The 15,718-nt window shown below is 57.2% G+C and carries 16 protein-coding genes, 1 tRNA gene and 2 pseudogenes; 17 read left to right on the top strand and 2 right to left on the bottom strand.

Annotation, left to right across the window (positions count from 1 at the left end; genetic code table 11):
* The first annotated feature begins 116 nt into the window (after nt 1–116).
* Both rpsB and tsf read left to right on the top strand, forming a co-directional pair.
* Nucleotides 117–866: a 30S ribosomal protein S2 gene (gene rpsB / locus ACZ1GM_RS11280; protein WP_472676542.1), complete on the top strand. Its 750-nt coding sequence runs from the start codon at nt 117–119 to the stop codon at nt 864–866.
* Nucleotides 867–1,040: 174 nt separating this feature from the next.
* Entirely contained in the window at nt 1,041–1,967 is a 927-nt protein-coding gene (tsf, locus tag ACZ1GM_RS11275) for a translation elongation factor Ts (protein ID WP_472676541.1), read from the top strand.
* A gap of 125 nt (nt 1,968–2,092) precedes the next feature.
* On the opposite strand, the gene ACZ1GM_RS11270 is transcribed toward tsf, so the two are convergent.
* Nucleotides 2,093–2,269, bottom strand: coding sequence for a hypothetical protein (locus ACZ1GM_RS11270; protein WP_472676540.1), 177 nt, complete (start codon nt 2,267–2,269; stop codon nt 2,093–2,095).
* Nucleotides 2,270–2,438: 169 nt separating this feature from the next.
* Here ACZ1GM_RS11270 and pyrH point away from each other — a divergent pair.
* From pyrH to rpmE, 10 genes and pseudogenes are all read left to right on the top strand, one after another.
* Nucleotides 2,439–3,163 (top strand): annotated as a pseudogene (gene pyrH / locus ACZ1GM_RS11265) (UMP kinase).
* Nucleotides 3,164–3,180: 17 nt separating this feature from the next.
* Nucleotides 3,181–3,738 carry a ribosome recycling factor gene (gene frr / locus ACZ1GM_RS11260; protein WP_472676539.1) on the top strand — a complete coding sequence of 186 codons (558 nt, stop codon included), beginning with the start codon at nt 3,181–3,183 and terminating at the stop codon, nt 3,736–3,738.
* 131 nt (nt 3,739–3,869) lie between these two features.
* Complete coding sequence (gene uppS, locus ACZ1GM_RS11255) at nt 3,870–4,553, top strand: polyprenyl diphosphate synthase (protein WP_472676538.1); 684 nt, start codon at nt 3,870–3,872, stop codon at nt 4,551–4,553.
* Complete coding sequence (locus ACZ1GM_RS11250; RefSeq protein ID WP_472676537.1) at nt 4,540–5,280, top strand: phosphatidate cytidylyltransferase; 741 nt, start codon at nt 4,540–4,542, stop codon at nt 5,278–5,280. The genes uppS and ACZ1GM_RS11250 overlap by 14 nt, the downstream gene beginning before the upstream one ends.
* Nucleotides 5,277–6,429: pseudogene (gene dxr, locus ACZ1GM_RS11245) on the top strand (1-deoxy-D-xylulose-5-phosphate reductoisomerase). Before ACZ1GM_RS11250 ends, dxr begins: the two are co-directional and overlap by 4 nt.
* A 20-nt stretch (nt 6,430–6,449) precedes the next feature.
* The gene (gene rseP, locus ACZ1GM_RS11240) at nt 6,450–7,592 is read left to right on the top strand and encodes an RIP metalloprotease RseP (RefSeq protein ID WP_472676536.1); all 1,143 of its coding nucleotides are present in this window, start codon (nt 6,450–6,452) and stop codon (nt 7,590–7,592) included.
* Nucleotides 7,593–7,839: 247 nt separating this feature from the next.
* Entirely contained in the window at nt 7,840–10,449 is a 2,610-nt protein-coding gene (gene bamA / locus ACZ1GM_RS11235; protein ID WP_472678556.1) for an outer membrane protein assembly factor BamA, read from the top strand.
* On the top strand, nt 10,449–11,135 hold the full coding sequence (locus ACZ1GM_RS11230; RefSeq protein ID WP_472676535.1) for an OmpH family outer membrane protein: 687 nt from the start codon (nt 10,449–10,451) through the stop codon (nt 11,133–11,135). Before bamA ends, ACZ1GM_RS11230 begins: the two co-directional genes overlap by 1 nt.
* Nucleotides 11,136–11,162: 27 nt before the next feature.
* Entirely contained in the window at nt 11,163–11,615 is a 453-nt protein-coding gene (gene fabZ, locus ACZ1GM_RS11225; RefSeq protein ID WP_472676534.1) for a 3-hydroxyacyl-ACP dehydratase FabZ, read from the top strand.
* Between the two features lie 325 nt (nt 11,616–11,940).
* Nucleotides 11,941–12,165, top strand: coding sequence for a 50S ribosomal protein L31 (gene rpmE, locus ACZ1GM_RS11220; protein ID WP_472676533.1), 225 nt, complete (start codon nt 11,941–11,943; stop codon nt 12,163–12,165).
* 80 nt (nt 12,166–12,245) lie between these two features.
* On the opposite strand, the gene ACZ1GM_RS11215 is transcribed toward rpmE, so the two are convergent.
* A complete protein-coding gene (locus ACZ1GM_RS11215; protein WP_472676532.1) occupies nt 12,246–12,881 on the bottom strand; it encodes a prolyl hydroxylase family protein in 636 nt (211 codons plus the stop codon).
* 206 nt (nt 12,882–13,087) lie between these two features.
* On the opposite strand from ACZ1GM_RS11215, the gene ACZ1GM_RS11210 reads away from it, so the two are divergent.
* From ACZ1GM_RS11210 to ccmE, 5 genes are all read left to right on the top strand, one after another.
* A tRNA-His gene (locus ACZ1GM_RS11210) sits at nt 13,088–13,164 on the top strand.
* 65 nt (nt 13,165–13,229) lie between these two features.
* On the top strand, nt 13,230–14,294 hold the full coding sequence (locus ACZ1GM_RS11205; protein ID WP_472676531.1) for a Leu/Phe/Val dehydrogenase: 1,065 nt from the start codon (nt 13,230–13,232) through the stop codon (nt 14,292–14,294).
* Nucleotides 14,295–14,350: 56 nt separating this feature from the next.
* Nucleotides 14,351–15,076, top strand: coding sequence for a heme ABC transporter permease CcmC (ccmC, locus tag ACZ1GM_RS11200; RefSeq protein WP_472676530.1), 726 nt, complete (start codon nt 14,351–14,353; stop codon nt 15,074–15,076).
* Nucleotides 15,073–15,237, top strand: a complete 165-nt coding sequence (locus ACZ1GM_RS11195) for a hypothetical protein (RefSeq protein ID WP_472676529.1) — start codon at nt 15,073–15,075, stop codon at nt 15,235–15,237. Before ccmC ends, ACZ1GM_RS11195 begins: the two co-directional genes overlap by 4 nt.
* Nucleotides 15,238–15,242: 5 nt before the next feature.
* Nucleotides 15,243–15,704 (top strand): cytochrome c maturation protein CcmE, encoded by a 462-nt coding sequence (ccmE, locus tag ACZ1GM_RS11190; RefSeq protein ID WP_472678555.1) that lies wholly within the window; start codon nt 15,243–15,245, stop codon nt 15,702–15,704.
* Nucleotides 15,705–15,718 lie beyond the last annotated feature (14 nt).

The raw sequence follows: 15,718 nt of genomic DNA, 5'->3' as shown, positions 1-15,718 counted from the left end.
GTCCTGCGTCTCACGGGCAAATCCACATGGAAGGCACTTCATACCGGTGCCTGCACACGGGCTCTCCGTACCGCAGGTTCCAGCTTTCCAGAGGCACAACCGGAAAGGAATTACTTATGGCGGCTCCTACCGTCACGATGCAGCAATTGATCGAGGCCGGCGCACATTTCGGCCACCAAACCCACCGTTGGAACCCGCGTATGAAGCCGTACATCTTCGGCGCGCGCAACGGCATTCACATTCTTGATCTGTCGCAGACCGTGCCACTGATGGCGCGTGCACTCGATTTCGTGTCGCAGACTGTTGCGTCTGGCGGCAAGGTTTTGTTCGTTGGCACGAAGCGTCAGGCACAAGACGCGATCGCGGAATCAGCCCGCGCGTCTGGTCAGCATTTCGTGAACCACCGTTGGCTCGGCGGCATGTTGACCAACTGGAAGACGATCAGCCAGTCGATCAAGCGTCTCAAGACTCTTGAAGAGCAGCTGGGCGGCGAAACTTCTGGCTTTACCAAGAAAGAGGTTCTCCAGCTGACACGCGAGCGTGACAAGCTTGAGCTTTCACTTGGCGGTATCCGTGACATGGGTGGTGTTCCAGACGTGATGTTCGTAATTGATGCGAACAAAGAAGATCTGGCGATTAAAGAAGCCAACGTGCTGGGCATTCCAGTGGTTGCTATCTTGGACACCAACACTGATCCAACCGGTATCGCATTCCCGATTCCCGGCAATGACGATGCGAGCCGCGCGGTGCGCCTCTATTGCGACGCAATCGGCGCGGCTGCGGGCAGCGGCAAAGCCGAAATGGCGGGTTCGGAAGCTGGCACGATGGAACAGCCACCGGTTGAAGAGGCCGCTGCGGACGCTTAAATCGTCTGCATTGATTATGGTCAGCCCCCAATGACGTGTGCGGTGGCGCTCTCGTCGTCACGGGGCTGACATGATCGCATTCTAGCGCGCCGGGCACTTCCTCCGCTTCGCCGTACAGGCGACCGGTGCCGCCAATTGATTTAGACCCAATTGATCTAACAAAGGACACATATCATGGCCGATTTCACAGTCGCCGATATTAAAGCTCTGCGCGAAAAAACCGGCGCAGGCATGATGGACGCCAAAAAGGCGCTGACCGAAGCAGGCGGCGATATCGAAGCCGCTGTCGACGCTTTGCGCGCCAAAGGTCTCGCGACCGCTCAGAAGAAATCCAGCCGTACTGCGGCGGAAGGTCTCGTGGGCGTTGCCGTTGAGGGCACAAAGGGTGTTGCCGTTGAGGTGAACTCAGAGACCGATTTCGTTGCGAAGAACGACCAGTTCCAGGATTTTGTGCGCAAGACCACCCAAGTCGCCGCGACACTGGACGGTGACGATGTCGAAGCGCTCAAAGCTGCGGCGTATCCCGACGGCGGCAGCGTTGCTGACAAGCTGACTGATAACATCGCGACGATTGGTGAGAACCAGCAAATCCGCCGGATGAAAACCGTTTCTGTCGGTTCTGGCGCTGTCGTTTCTTATGTCCACAACGCGGCGGCAGAAGGCCTCGGCAAGATCGGCGTTCTCGTCGCTCTGGAAAGCGACCTTGGCGCTGACGTGCTTGAGCCATTCGGCAAACAGCTCGCGATGCACATCGCCTCCATGTTCCCGCAGGCGCTTGATGCTGACGGTCTCGATCCTGCTGTGATTGAGCGTGAGCGCGCGATTGCTCAGGAGAAAGCGGCGGAAAGCGGCAAGCCTGAGAACGTGCAGGAAAAAATGGTCGAAGGCGCGATCAAGAAGTTCGCGAAAGAGAACGCTTTGCTGAGCCAGATGTTCGTGATGGACAACAAATCGTCTGTCGCAGACGTCGTTGCCAAAACCGGCAAGGACGCCGGCGGCTCAATCACGCTGACTGACTATGTCCGCTTCCAGCTCGGTGAAGGCATCGAGAAGAAGGAAGAAGACTTCGCAGCAGAAGTTGCAGCAGCTGTTGCGGGTTAAGGCTCTGTCTTAGCTAACCATAGCCACCCGCTCCCTCCGCCCTTCCACCCGGATCATACCCGGTGCGAAAAACCGGGTGGAAGGGCGGAGGGAGCGGGTGGCTTGGTACGAGGTAAATGCTACATTCAGCCACCGATCCCCATCGGGCCGGTGGCTTTTTGCCGGGCATGACCATGCGCGGCAGCCCAAACCATAAAACATAAGAGGATAAGGCTGAGCCACCAGCCTTCGCGGTCTGCGATCATCCGCACCGTTGTCGCTTTCGCTTGCGCGAATGCTCCGAGCAATTCGGGTCGCCCCATGTTGAGTTGCTATAGGAGTGCCTCCCTTCACCGGGAGGAGCGACACCTGCCGCCCTGTTTCACCAAGGTTCGGTCCGGTAGCGGGTTTCAACAGTCTTTGACTTTGCTTGAGACCACAATCCTGTCTAAGGGTCGCGGAGTATTTAGTCAGCCGCGAGCTCACCGATTCATGCCCATCCAGAATTACAAACGCATCCTCCTGAAACTCTCGGGCGAGGTCTTGATGGGAGAGCAGCAATTCGGGATCGACCCAGCCTATGTGGCGCGTCTTGCCGAAGAGGTGAAAGCGGCCAAGGATAGCGGGCTGGAGGTGTGTCTGGTGATCGGTGGTGGGAATATCTTCCGCGGGATTTCCGGCGCGGCCAAGGGTCTCGACCGGACAACAGGCGACTATATGGGTATGCTTGCGACAGTGATGAACGCGCTGGCGATGCAGAACGCGCTGGAGCAGCTGGGTGTCCAAACCCGTGTGCAGTCCGCAATCCCAATGAGCAGCGTGTGCGAGCCATACATTCGCCGCCGCGCAGAACGGCATCTTGAGAAAGGGCGGATCGTGATTTTTGCTGCTGGCACTGGCAATCCTTTTTTCACGACTGACACAGGCGCGGCATTGCGCGCGGTACCGAAATGAATTGCGACGCCTTGCTTAAGGGTACGAGCGTCGACGGGGTCTATGACAGCGATCCCAAGCACAATCCGGATGCGACGCGTTTTGACGCGATCAGTTATGACCGGGTGCTGTCAGCCAATCTTAAGGTGATGGATGCGACCGCTGTTGCTCTGTGCCGCGAAAATGACATTCCTATCGTGGTCTTCTCGATCCGCGACAAAGGCAATGTGGCGCGTGTGCTTAGCGGCGAAGGCGTACAGACCATCGTCCAGAACGACAATTGAGAGGGATGAGTTGAGCCATGGCCAAATATGATAAGAGCGATATTGAGCGCCGCATGGTCGGCGCAGTCGACAGCCTGAAGAGCGATCTTTCCGGCCTGCGGACGGGCCGAGCAAACACCAGCCTGCTCGATCCGGTACAGGTCGAGGTTTACGGCTCGCTGATGCCGCTCAATCAGGTTGCAACCGTAAGTGCGCCAGAGCCGCGCATGTTGAGCGTGCAGGTGTGGGACAAATCAAACGTCAGCGCAGTGGAGAAGGGTATTACGAAGGCAAATCTTGGCCTTAACCCCATGACTGACGGCCAGAATGTGCGCCTGCCGATGCCGGACCTGACCGAGGAACGTCGCAAAGAACTGGCCAAACTCGCCGGCTCCTATGCTGAGAACGCGAAGATCGCGATCCGCAACGTGCGCCGCGACGGTATGGAAGCGCTGAAAGAAGACGAGAAGAAGAAAGAGATTTCTGAAGACGATCGCAAGCGCCTGGAAGATGAGGTGCAAAAGCTGACCGATCGTTTCGTTGGTGAGGCCGATGATGCCGCCGCGCAAAAGGAAAAAGAGATCCTGACGCAGTGAGCGTAGCTGTCGTTTTTCCTTCTCCCGTTCATCCTGAGCCGGTGGCGCTGCGCGCCGTCTTTGACTCCGAGGGGGGACGAGGTTCTTCGCCACTCGCACTTCGACAAGCTCAGCACGAGCGGTGTTTTTCAATGTCTGAACAGGCCAACCATGCGCGCCACGTCGCCATCATTATGGATGGCAATGGGCGCTGGGCAAAAAAACGCGGGCTGCCGCGCGCACTCGGGCATCAACGCGGGGTCGAGGCGGTGCGCAAGCTGGTGCGTTCGGTGGAGCCGATGGGGATTGATTGCCTGACGCTTTATGCCTTTTCTAGTGAGAACTGGAAGCGGCCAGAGGATGAGGTCGATCACCTGATGGGCCTGATGCGCAAGTTCATCAAATCTGACTTGCCAGAATTCATCGCCAATGATGTGAAACTGAAAATCATCGGCGATTACAAAGCGTTCGCGCCTGATATTGTCGAGATGATTGACGATGCGCTGGAGAAAACATCGGGTGGGTCACGCACTTTGGCGGTCGCGCTCAATTACGGTGCGCAACAAGAAATCGTTCGCGCCGCGACACTGGCGGCAGAGGAAGGCGAACTGTCTGAAACTTCGCTGGAAAAACATCTTTACACATCCGACTTGCCGCCGCTTGATCTGTTGATCCGGACCAGTGGCGAGGTGCGCCTGTCCAATTTTCTGTTGTGGCAGGCAGCCTATGCCGAAATGGTATTTACCGACGTCCTATGGCCAGACTTCACCCCGGACCACTTGCAAAGCGCGCTAGACGATTTCACCAATCGGGAGCGTCGCTATGGCGGACGCTGAGGGGGGATCGGCTCCCGCCAAGAAAAGCGATCTAGCCGTTCGCGTAGCATCGGCCCTTGTTATGCTTGCGGTGGCTGGGACTGCGCTCTGGCTAGGTGGCGGCTGGTGGTATACTTTTATCGCCATACTTGGCGCCGTTGGTTTGATAGAATGGTCGCGGCTCGCCCTCATTATGACCGATGTGACGCCAAAGCGGATCGCAGGTATTGCAGTAGGCGTAATCTATATCGGCATTGCATGTTTTTTGCTGGGTGCTTTGCGCGAAACCCTCCTTGGCGTCTCAATCATAGTCCTGCTTTTGGGATATGTGATTGCAACAGACGTGGGTGCTTACTTCGTAGGCAGGGCTATTGGCGGGCCGAAGATAGCGCCGTCGATCAGCCCATCCAAGACATGGGCTGGCCTGATCGGCGGAATAGCGTTCGCAGCAGCGTTTGGTCTAGGCTTCGCCATATGCGGTGAGAATTTGATTGGCCTTTTGACCGGAAAGCCAGATTGGGGGATGGCCCCTTCTGGATCTGTGTTGGCTTTTGCAGGCGCATGCGCAGCAGTTCTCGCTCAATCAGGCGACTTCTTGGAAAGTTGGATGAAGCGCAAGGCCGGTATGAAGGATTCTAGTAATATCATTCCGGGCCATGGAGGAGTGCTTGATCGTGTTGATGGTTTGCTCGCAGTGGTCTGGGGAATGGCAATATTCATCCCGCTATCATGGACGACTATTGCATGAAGCGCTCGATTACGATCCTTGGTGCAACCGGTTCCGTCGGGGAACAGACCCTGGACTTGATCGCGCGCAATCCCGACGCATGGCAGGTGGAGGCGCTCACCGCCAATTGTAGTGCGCCGCAACTTGCGGAGATGGCGAAGAGGGCGAAAGCCAAGTTGGCAGTTGTTGGGGATGAAAGCTGCCTGCCAGAGCTGCGTGAAGCGCTTTCAGGAAGCGGCATTGAAGCAGCTGGCGACCGCAAGGCCTTGTGCGAAGCAGCCGCTCGACTCGGTCGACATCACCGTTGCCGCAATTGTCGGCTGCGCAGGCCTTGGCCCCGTCATGGCGGCGATAGAGCAGGGCGGCACAATAGCGCTCGCCAACAAAGAGGCACTGGTGTCTGCGGGCGAGGTAATGACCGCCGCTGTCGCCAAATATGGTGCAACTTTGCTGCCAGTCGACAGCGAACATAATGCGATTTTTCAGTGCCTTGCAGATAATAGCGTAGATGATGTCTCATGGATTACGCTGACGGCGAGCGGTGGCCCGCTTCGCAGCTGGACGCAGGAACAGCTTGACGCGGCAACCCCGGAGCAGGCGGTTGCGCATCCCAATTGGTCCATGGGCGCTAAGATCAGTGTCGACAGTGCGACGATGTTTAACAAGGGCCTGGAACTGATTGAGGCGCATCACCTTTTTCCGGTTGGCCTCGATAAAATCCGGATCATCGTTCACCCACAAAGCGTCATTCATTCGATGGTTGAGTATCGCGATGGATCAACGCTCGCGCAGCTAGGGCCCTCTGACATGCGCGTGCCGATTGCATCGTGCCTTGCCTGGCCCAAACGGATGGATACACCTTGTGAACCGCTCGATCTGATCGCCATGGGCGAGTTGACATTCTTTGCGCCTGACGAGGTACGCTTTCCTGCAACCCGCTTGGCGCGCGAGGCGGCGCAAGCGGGCGGGGCGAACCCTGCAACGCTTAATGCAGCCAACGAAATCGCGGTTGAGGCATTCCTCGCCAGTCAGATACTGTTCAGCCGCATTCCGACATTGGTTGCCGACGTGCTTGCCAAGGCAGGCACGGTGGTCGCGCCATCTAGCCTTGATGATGTCCTTGCGGTAGACGCGCAGGCGCGAGCGATTGCGCGCGAACTGTTGATCTGAACTGTTAAAGAGTAACTGATTTGGAAGCTTCTCTGCCCCTTTGGGTATATTACGTCATTGGTTTTCCGCTGTTGCTGGGGCCATTGGTAACGCTGCACGAGCTTGGTCATTATCTGGTGGGGCGCTGGTTTGGTGTTGGCGCAGAGGCATTCTCTGTCGGTTTTGGTAAAGAGCTGATCGGTTGGACCGACAGCCGCGGAACACGCTGGAAACTCTCGGCAATTCCGCTGGGCGGCTATGTCCAGTTCAAGGGTGATATGAACCCTGCCAGTATGCCGGATCCAGATGCTCCGAGCACCGTCGATGACGGTACAGGAAACGGTAGCTTCCAACACGCGGCTTTGTGGAAACGCGCACTGATTGTATTCGCAGGTCCGGCGGCAAACCTGCTGATCACGCTGGGTATCTTTGCGGCGTTTTTCATGATTCTGGGGAAGCCAACGGCCGTCGATGCTGATCAACAATTGGTCATTGGCGAGTTCGCGGAAGAGAGCGCAGCGCAGGAGGCGGGGCTGCAGATTGGCGACAAGATCGTGGCTGTCGGCGACCAAGAGCTGACAGATTTTGCGGACCTGCGTGCCGAGGTTGTCATTTACCCGTCCAAGGAGTTGCTCTTCACAATCGAACGCGACGGTGAGCAGCAGGTTGTCCCCATTACCACTAAGAGTACCGAGATTGAGGACGAGTTCGGCAATGTTTCGCGTATCGGTTTGATCGGTATAAGCCCTGCAGCAGCCGAATATGATTTTGTGCGGCAGGGCCCGCTGGCCAGCATAGGCCTGGCAGTCGAGCGGACCATCGAAATGATGGACATGATGCTGACCGGTTTGGGGCAGATTATCACTGGCGAACGCTCTGTGAAAGAGCTGGGCGGCCCGGTGAAAATCGCCAAATATTCCGGCGAGTGGCTCAGCCTTGGCTTACTCGCATTCATCGAATTTGCGGCGCTCATCTCGCTTAACTTGGCATTCATCAACCTCCTGCCAATTCCGGCGTTAGACGGCGGGCATCTGGCATTTTACGCGGCTGAAGCAGTCCGCCGAAAGCCAGTGAGTGCCCGCAGTCAGGAAATGGCGTTCCGCGGCGGTATGGCACTCGTGCTTGCGCTTATGGTGTTCGTCACGATCAATGACCTGATCAGCCTCCCGGTTTTCGGGAATTAATCGGGTAAAAGGATTAGGAGGGAGCGGGTTTCGAGGCCGCTACGCTTGATTGCAGATTTCCCATAAGGCAAGGGCGCAAGGGTATGCGCCATGGAGATGGCTCAGGCAAAATTTGGCGGCTTTCAGAAGCTGGCTTGGTTCAACGGATAGGACGGGTATTTCCTTGTCGAATAGCAATTTTGTGAAAAGTGCCTCAGCAAGTCTCACACCTGCGGGCCGTTTTGGAGTGGTCCTGCTAACTGGCAGCATGCTCGCCGGCATCCCGAGTGTGGCCGGAGCGCAGGAGGTGGCTGTTCCAGCCGCTGCTCCCCCCGCTGCCGCAGAGGCTCCAGCGCAAGTGACGTCGCAACGCGATGTTGTGCGCACGATATCGGTGCAGGGTGCGGAGCGTCTCGAGGCGCAGACGATCCTGTCTTATATCCGCCTGCGCCCAGGCGACGAATGGAGCGCTGAGGTTGGTGACCAGGTTCTCAAAGACCTTTCGGCGACTGAGCTCTTCGCGACGTTCTCGGTACGTAATGATGCGGGCAATGTTGTCATTACGCTGACTGAGAACCCGGTGATCAACAGGATTATTCTGGAAGGCAATGATCGGATCAAGAACGACAAGATCGTTCCAGAGATCAAGCTGGCCCCGCGTCAGATTTTTACCCGATCAAAGGTCCGCGCTGACGTGGCGCGCATTATCGAACTCTATAAGCGGCAGGGCCGCTTCGCTGCGACGGTTGAACCGAAAATGGTTCAGCTCGCGCAGAACCGCGTGGATATCGTGTTCGAGATTTCCGAAGGACCGAAATCCAAAGTCCGCCAGATCAACATCATCGGTAATGAAGCGTTCTCTGACGGCGAGCTACGCGGTGAAATGGTCACCAAGCAGGCGCGCCTGACCAGCTTCTTTTCCAGCAATACCAGTTATGACCCTGACCGTTTGGCGTTTGACCAGCAAAAGCTGCGTCAGTTCTATCTGACTGAAGGGTATGCTGACTTCCGCGTCGTATCAGCCGTTGCTGAGCTGACCCCGGACAAGCGCGATTTCATCATCACGTATGTTGTTGAGGAGGGTGAGCGTTACAAATTTGGTGAGCTAGGCGTCGACAGCAATATCCGCGATTTCGACAGCGACACGCTCAAGGCGCAGCTGCCAATGGATGGCGGCGACTGGTATGATGCCAAGTTGGTCGAGGACACGGTTGAGCAATTGACCGACCTTGCCGGCACGTTCGGCTATGCGTTCGCGGATGTCTCGCCGCGCTTTAACCGCGACAAAGACACGCTGACCATGAACGTAAACTTCGTTCTGCAAGAGGCGCCGCGCGTTTATGTTGAGCGGATTGACGTGAACGGCAACACGCTGACGCAGGACAAGGTTGTTCGCCGCGAATTCCGTACCGCAGAAGGCGATGCGTTTAACTCGCTGGCGGTGAAACGCTCGACAGCGCGGATCAACTCGCTGGGCTATTTCCAAGAGAATTTCGAGGTCAATCAGGTTGATGGCAGCGCGCCTGACCGGATCGTGCTTGAAGCCAATCTGGAAGAGCAGGCGACCGGTGAGCTGCAGCTGTCAGCCGGTTTCTCATCGATTGAAAGCTTTATTTTCTCTGGCTCGATCCGTCAGCGTAACTTCCGTGGTCGCGGGCAGACGATTGGCCTTAGCGGTAACGTTTCGCGTTTCTCACGTTCGGCCAATCTCAGCTTCACAGAACCCTACGTGTTTGATCGGAATATCTCGGCCGGGATCGATATCTACCGCCGCGATTTCAACAGCTTCAACTTCCTCAATAACGATCGAAACACGACGTTTGAGCAAGCCACAACTGGCTTTTCTGCGCGTCTTGGTGTTCCGCTGACCGAGTTCTCTTCACTCGTGGGCAGCTACACGCTGAACTTTGACGATGTTGGCTTGGATGAGAACCAGTTCTTCGCCGACTTTGACGGTGATGGCATCAGGACGTGTGAACCGCTGCTCGCCGGACGGTTCCTGTGTGATGCGTTGGGTAAGCGGACCAGCTCGATCCTGGGTCTAACCTACTCTCTTGATACGACGAATAGTCGCCTCCGCCCGTCGCGTGGTCGGAATCTGGCCGTTACCGCAGAGTTTGCGGGGCTGGGTGGCTCGGTTAAATATCTGCGCGTTCGCGGGCGCGCGGGCCAGTACTATTCGCTCGGCAGCGGCTTTATCCTATCGCTGACGGCTGAGGGCGGAGCGATCCGTAGTTTTGAGAATCGCGGCGCAGGCACGGATGATGTTCGTCTCACGGATCGTTTCTTCCTGGGTGAGCCGCAAATTCGCGGGTTTGACATTCGCGGTGTAGGCCCGCGCGTTCTGCGTCAGCCAATTATTTCAGACGCTGACGGCAATCCGCTCATCATCACTGACCGCGACAGCATTCAGGATGACGCAATCGGCGGCACCGCCTATTATCTCGGACGTGCCGAAATTGAGATTCCGCTGGGCACTGGAGCGCGTGAACTTGGTCTTCGTCCATCAGTATTCCTCGACGTAGGTGCGCTGTTTAATGTGACGGATCCCGCGGTTACGGTTAGCCCATTCCCGGGCGGGCTCAACTTCCAGATCACGGATACCAGCGGCAATCCCTTGTTTGTTGACGGCAACGGCTTTCCGACCACTGCGACTACGGATGCGGATGGCAACCCACTTCAGCCCTTTAACCGTAACATTCCGCCATTCCAGGAAGTCTTCCTGGGCGACACGCCAAGCCCGCGCATATCAGTGGGCATCGGCGTCAACTGGAATTCACCCTTTGGTCCATTCCGGATCGATCTCGCCAAGGCCATCAAATCGGTCGAAGGCGATGACACCAAACTCTTCTCGTTCAACGTAGGAACACAATTCTAATGAAAACTCTTCTTCAATCGCTCGCCATTCTGGGCGCGGCAAGCGCGGCCATCGCTGCGACGCCTGCGACTGCACAGGTCAACGGCATCGCCACAAGCAGCCCGGAAGCTGTGATTGTGCGTAGCCAGGCCCGCATCAACGCTTACCAGCAGATCGGCCAGCAATATCAGACACAGATCGGCCAGATGAACACGCTTCGTCAGGAAATTCAGACGCAGCAGCGCTCGCTCGACACTGACAGTAACGGTCAGTTGACTGACGCAGAGATTCAGGCGAACCCAACTGCGGTTCAGCAAATTCAGCAGAAAGAGCAGCAATTGCAGCAGCTCAGCCAGCCGGTCGTGCTCGCGCAGACATATGTGATTGAGCAGCTGATCAATGATTATAACAATGCCCGTAATCAGGTGATTTCGGACAAGAGCATTCAGATCATGTTGACGCCCGATGCGCTGCAATATGCACCTGAGGGTGTGAACGTAACAGGCGACATCGTAACCGCGCTCAACACGCGCTTGCCATCGGTGCAAACTACGCCGCCAGCAGGTTGGCAGCCGCGCCGCGATCTGCTCGCGACGCATCAGACAGTGCAGCAGATTCTGCTGGCTGCGGCACAACAGGCCGCCGCTCAGCAAGCGGCGCAGCAGCAACAGGCAGCACCGGCAGCGCAGCAGCCTTCAGGCCGTTAATCCGCTGCGCAGTTTTGGGGGTAAGCGATGACTGACACCGCTATGGACATTGCGCAGGTGCTCAAGGCTCTGCCGCATCGCTACCCCATGCTGCTGGTTGACCGGGTCAAGTCGGTCGAACTGGGTGAACGTATTCACGCGGTGAAGGCTGTTTCGTTCAACGAAGATTTCTTCCAAGGGCATTTCCCCGGCGCGCCGATCATGCCCGGCGTCCTGCAGATAGAGGCGCTGGCGCAGGCGGCGGCCATTCTTGGTATTGAGTCGATGGAGCTCGCCGGAACGGGCAAGCTCGTCTATTTCATGGCGATTGAGAATGCGAAGTTTCGTAGCCCTGTGACTCTGGGGTGTTTGCTCGACTTGCAGGTCGAATTCACACAAAAGCGTAGCCGCGTGTGCAAGTTCAAGGGTACCGCGAGTGTCGAGGGTAAAACCACGACCGATGTTGAGTTCACGGCGATGATTGCGGATCCGCCGTCTTAGTTTTCCGCACGGCCTCCGCCGTGCGATATCCTCGCTCACGCGATTAGAGATCGCATCGCTGCGGGCGGCCGGTCGGCCTTGCGGTGCTACGCACCGATTCAGCGCTGATCCGGCGAGCGTCTAGTGAGCCGCAAGCGCGACTGCGCGTCTACCGTTAGGCCGGTAGCCAAGCGAACGGACGTGAGCGCCGGCGCTTGAGGCCAAAATAAAAAACCTGTCGTCACATCGAACCTTGCATCGAAGCGCAAACCCGACTATCCGCGCGCATCTTCCAAACACAGCTTGTCCGGTCGGAACCGGGCGCATGCTATAAAGGACACGAACTATGAAGGCCGAAGGTCATCCCGATTATCACACCATCACGGTCAAGATGACTGATGGTACTGAATTTCAAACCCGCTCAACCTGGGGTAGCGAGGGCGATACGCTCGCGCTCGATATTGACCCGACCAGCCACCCTGCCTGGACGGGTGGCAAGCAGCAGCTTCAGGAAGGTGGCCGTGTTGCTGCCTTTAACAAGCGCTTTGGCGGGCTTAGCCTTAAGAAATAAGCGGATCGAATATCCACGCGGCGACATGCTGCATGAAGAAGGCGGCCTTTGGGTCGCCTTTTTTATTAGCTATCAGAATCTCACCCCCAAGGCCTCTCGCGATACCATTTGGTGATGACGTATTTCAGCCCCTTACGTACCTTCATGCCATGGTGCAGCGTGTTCGGATTGACCGAGCCGTCTGGCCGCCGATTGTTCCAGCAGACAAGCTTCCCCGCTTCTGGTTGGAAGCTCTTCTTGATGGTCTTGAACCGTGTTGCGCCGCCAACCTCTGGCTCGTTCAGATAGATCATAAACGTCCAGGTACGCTGACCCGAAACGGTGCAATATCTCTGAAAGTCGGCTCCATCAGGCGCAAAGTAGTCTGTATGGGCTTTGAACTCTTGACCAACATCATAGCGTTGACCCTGCAAGGGTTCGCCATGCGCCGGATCAATCCCGGAAAGCGAGGTTAGCATCGCCTCCAACTGTTTCACCGGCACCAGATCTGGCGCTAGATCGCACGTCTCGCTGGTGCGGAAATAGGTATCGCCATTCGGGTCGGCTATTGTCGATGGCCGCCGCTGCGCCTCGATCAGTGCCACAAGCTCCTGCTGCAATTCTCGATCCACAAAACCGCGCAGCTGAAACAGCTCAAGCTTGTCTGTCGGTATTCGCTGCATCCCATCGCGGGCCAGCAAATGCGCAGCATGAGATTCGCCGGGATTTTGAGTCATGCGCCGACCATAGTTGAACGGGCGTTTCCCACAAGCCGCGAAAGAATATTACGTCCGGTCACACATGGCGGTCTTTTTCCCTTCCCATACAGGCTCGTCTGTGCAACAGGCTTCGCGCCTCGTTCTTAGCGGCTTGACGTCGCGATAGGTGCGGGTATCAGCGCCCCTCACGCCTTGGCCCTCGGGTCTTGTGCACAGGGCATGTGGCGATCGTAGCTCAGTTGGTTAGAGCGCCGGTTTGTGGTACCGGAGGTCGGGGGTTCGAGACCCCTCGATCGCCCCATTTCCCAGATTTTTCAGCTGCCAATTGCGCAGCGCTTTATCGTATTTGGGGGCATTGCGCAGGCCATGTCAGCAGTTTGGACAGAACCCGATTTTGATGACCACGAATTGGTGCAGCTGGTGCGTGATCGCGCCAGCGGTTTAACAGCGATTATTGCGGTTCATTCCAGCCATCTTGGCCCCGGTGCAGGGGGTACCCGGTTTTGGCACTATGCCGAGCCGAAAGACGCCATCCGCGATGCGCTGCGCCTATCTCGCGGGATGAGCTACAAGAACGCGATGGCCGGCCTGCCCATGGGCGGCGGTAAAGCAGTGATTCTGGCAGGCGAGAATAAGGCCAAGACGCCGGAACTGCTCGACGCGTTTGCTGATGCAGTAGATGGCCTGGGCGGCAAGTACGTGACTGCTGAGGATGTTGGCATTAGCGAGGCAGACATGGTGCGCGTGTCACAGCGCACGCAATATGTCTCTGGCTTGCCGGTGTCAGGCGATGACGCGGCAGGCGGCGATCCCGGCCCGTTCACATCGATGGGTATTTATCACGGCATCAAGGCCGCTGTCCGCCACAAGCTTAAGCGCGATAGTTTGGACGGTGTCCACATCGCACTGCAAGGCGTAGGCAGCGTTGGCTCTGGTGTAGCGCGTCTCGCCGCCAAAGAGGGTGCTCGCTTGACGCTCGCCGATATCGACGCAGCCCGCGCGGAGCAATTGGCGGAAGAAATCGGCGGAGAAGCGGTCTCAGCTGAGGCGATCCTGGGCGTATCGTGTGATGTGGTAAGCCCCAATGCGCTGGGCGCGATCCTCGATGACGAGGGCATTGCAAGGCTTGATTGTGCGATCGTTGCGGGCGGTGCGAATAACCAGCTCGCACGGGCCGGGCATGGCGAAAAGCTGGCGGCGCGCGGTATTCTCTACGCGCCGGACTATGTCATCAATGCAGGCGGTATCATCAGCGTCACGCTGGAATATCTTTGCCGCACACAGGGCAATCCGTGTGACATCAATGAGGTGCGCAAGCGGATCGCGCAGATCCCGGAACGTCTCGAACAAATTTGGCAGAAGAGTGACCAGACTGGCGTCTCACCCGATCAGGTTGCTGATCGTATGGCGCAAAAGCTGATTGGCCGCTGAATCGCCTCTTGCGGGGTTAGTGTGGCGCTGTAAAACGACCGCCACGGACCTTATCCATGCACGGCTACGCTAATCCCAAACGCTTTTTGACGCTCGCCAAATGGCTGACACCAACTTTGCTTATTGGCGGCTTGGTGCTGACTATTGGTGCTGTCCTATGGGGTTTGCTGGTTGTGCCGCCGGATCGGTTGATGGGCGAGACTGTCCGGATACTCTATATCCATGTGCCAGCCGCGTGGTTGGGTATGGGCGGTTGGACCGCGATTGCGATTTCGAGCCTCGTATTTCTGGTATGGCGGCATCCATTGGCGGCCCTGGCCGCGCGGGCGGCGGCGGTGCCTGGTGCGGTTTTTACTGCGATTTGCCTTCTGACCGGGGCGATTTGGGGGCGGCCAACATGGGGTACATGGTGGGTCTGGGATGGCCGGCTGACCAGTATGCTGGTGCTGCTGTTTCTGTATTTTGCCTATATCGCTTTGGCTCAGGCAGCGGAGCGGGAGGGGGTTAGCCCGCGCATTCCAGCGATCTTTGGCCTGCTGGGTGCGATTAACATTCCGATTATCAATCGCTCAGTTGTGTGGTGGAACTCGCTGCATCAGCCACCCAGTATTACGATTGGCAAAAGCGCGATTGATGCAACATTCCTAGTCCCGCTACTCGTCGCAGTGATTGGCTTCTCCCTCATATTCGGCGCAGTTGTGCTGATGCGAATGCGCGCACTTCTGGCCGAGACGCAGGCTGAGGCTCGCCTGCGCCGCCGCGCGATGGACGCCGCTGCGTGAGAGAGGGGCTTGACCAATGGGACTTTGTTGTCGCTGCGTATGCCGTCGGCGTGATTGCGACCTTTGCAATGCTCATTTGGGCGTGGAGTGCTATGACACGCGCAGAGAAGCGCCGTGATGAAGCCAAAGAGAGGGCCAAAGAGAGGGCAGAGCGCAAGTGAGCACGCTGAAGCCGAAACATCAAAGACTGGTCCTTGGGGTCCTGGCTCTGTTCGCCATTGTCGGTGCAGGGTTTTTGGCGGTTTACGGTCTGCAAAGCCAGGCCAACTATTTCTACCTGCCAGAGCAAATGCGGGAGAATCCGCCAGAAGTTGGGCAGGCTGTGCGTCTCGGCGGCATGGTTCAGGAGGGATCACTTGAGACGCTGACCGATGGGATCACCGTGGCGTTCATTGTGACCGGGCAAGACGATGCCAGCATTCCCGTGCGCTTCAGCGGAATTGTCCCTGACTTGTTTGTTGAGGGGTCAGGCGTAGTGGCCGAGGGGAGCCTGCGCGCAGACGGCACATTTATCGCTGACAATTTACTTGCGAAGCACGACGAGAATTACGTGCCTAAGGAATTAGAAGGGCTGGCAGAGCATCAGGCTGCGCAAATGGCCGAAGAAACCACAATTGGTTTGGACTAGAGCAGCGGACGTGA

The organism is Qipengyuania sp. JB2-7, from assembly GCF_055693485.1.
This window is presented reverse-complemented; position numbering and strand designations above follow the sequence as displayed.

Bases quoted from the DNA above. Each gene is read 5' to 3' on its own strand.
- frr (WP_472676539.1), top strand. From the start codon at position 3,181: ATGGCCAAATATGATAAGAGCGATATTGAGCGCCGCATGGTCGGCGCA.
- fabZ (WP_472676534.1), top strand. From the start codon at position 11,163: ATGACTGACACCGCTATGGACATTGCGCAGGTGCTCAAGGCTCTGCCG.
- ACZ1GM_RS11215 (WP_472676532.1), bottom strand. From the start codon at position 12,881: ATGACTCAAAATCCCGGCGAATCTCATGCTGCGCATTTGCTGGCCCGC.
- ccmC (WP_472676530.1), top strand. From the start codon at position 14,351: ATGCACGGCTACGCTAATCCCAAACGCTTTTTGACGCTCGCCAAATGG.
- ACZ1GM_RS11230 (WP_472676535.1), top strand. From the start codon at position 10,449: ATGAAAACTCTTCTTCAATCGCTCGCCATTCTGGGCGCGGCAAGCGCG.
- ACZ1GM_RS11270 (WP_472676540.1), bottom strand. From the start codon at position 2,269: ATGGGGCGACCCGAATTGCTCGGAGCATTCGCGCAAGCGAAAGCGACA.
- bamA (WP_472678556.1), top strand. From the start codon at position 7,840: ATGCTCGCCGGCATCCCGAGTGTGGCCGGAGCGCAGGAGGTGGCTGTT.
- ACZ1GM_RS11205 (WP_472676531.1), top strand. From the start codon at position 13,230: ATGTCAGCAGTTTGGACAGAACCCGATTTTGATGACCACGAATTGGTG.
- uppS (WP_472676538.1), top strand. From the start codon at position 3,870: ATGTCTGAACAGGCCAACCATGCGCGCCACGTCGCCATCATTATGGAT.
- rpsB (WP_472676542.1), top strand. From the start codon at position 117: ATGGCGGCTCCTACCGTCACGATGCAGCAATTGATCGAGGCCGGCGCA.
- ACZ1GM_RS11250 (WP_472676537.1), top strand. From the start codon at position 4,540: ATGGCGGACGCTGAGGGGGGATCGGCTCCCGCCAAGAAAAGCGATCTA.
- tsf (WP_472676541.1), top strand. From the start codon at position 1,041: ATGGCCGATTTCACAGTCGCCGATATTAAAGCTCTGCGCGAAAAAACC.
- rpmE (WP_472676533.1), top strand. From the start codon at position 11,941: ATGAAGGCCGAAGGTCATCCCGATTATCACACCATCACGGTCAAGATG.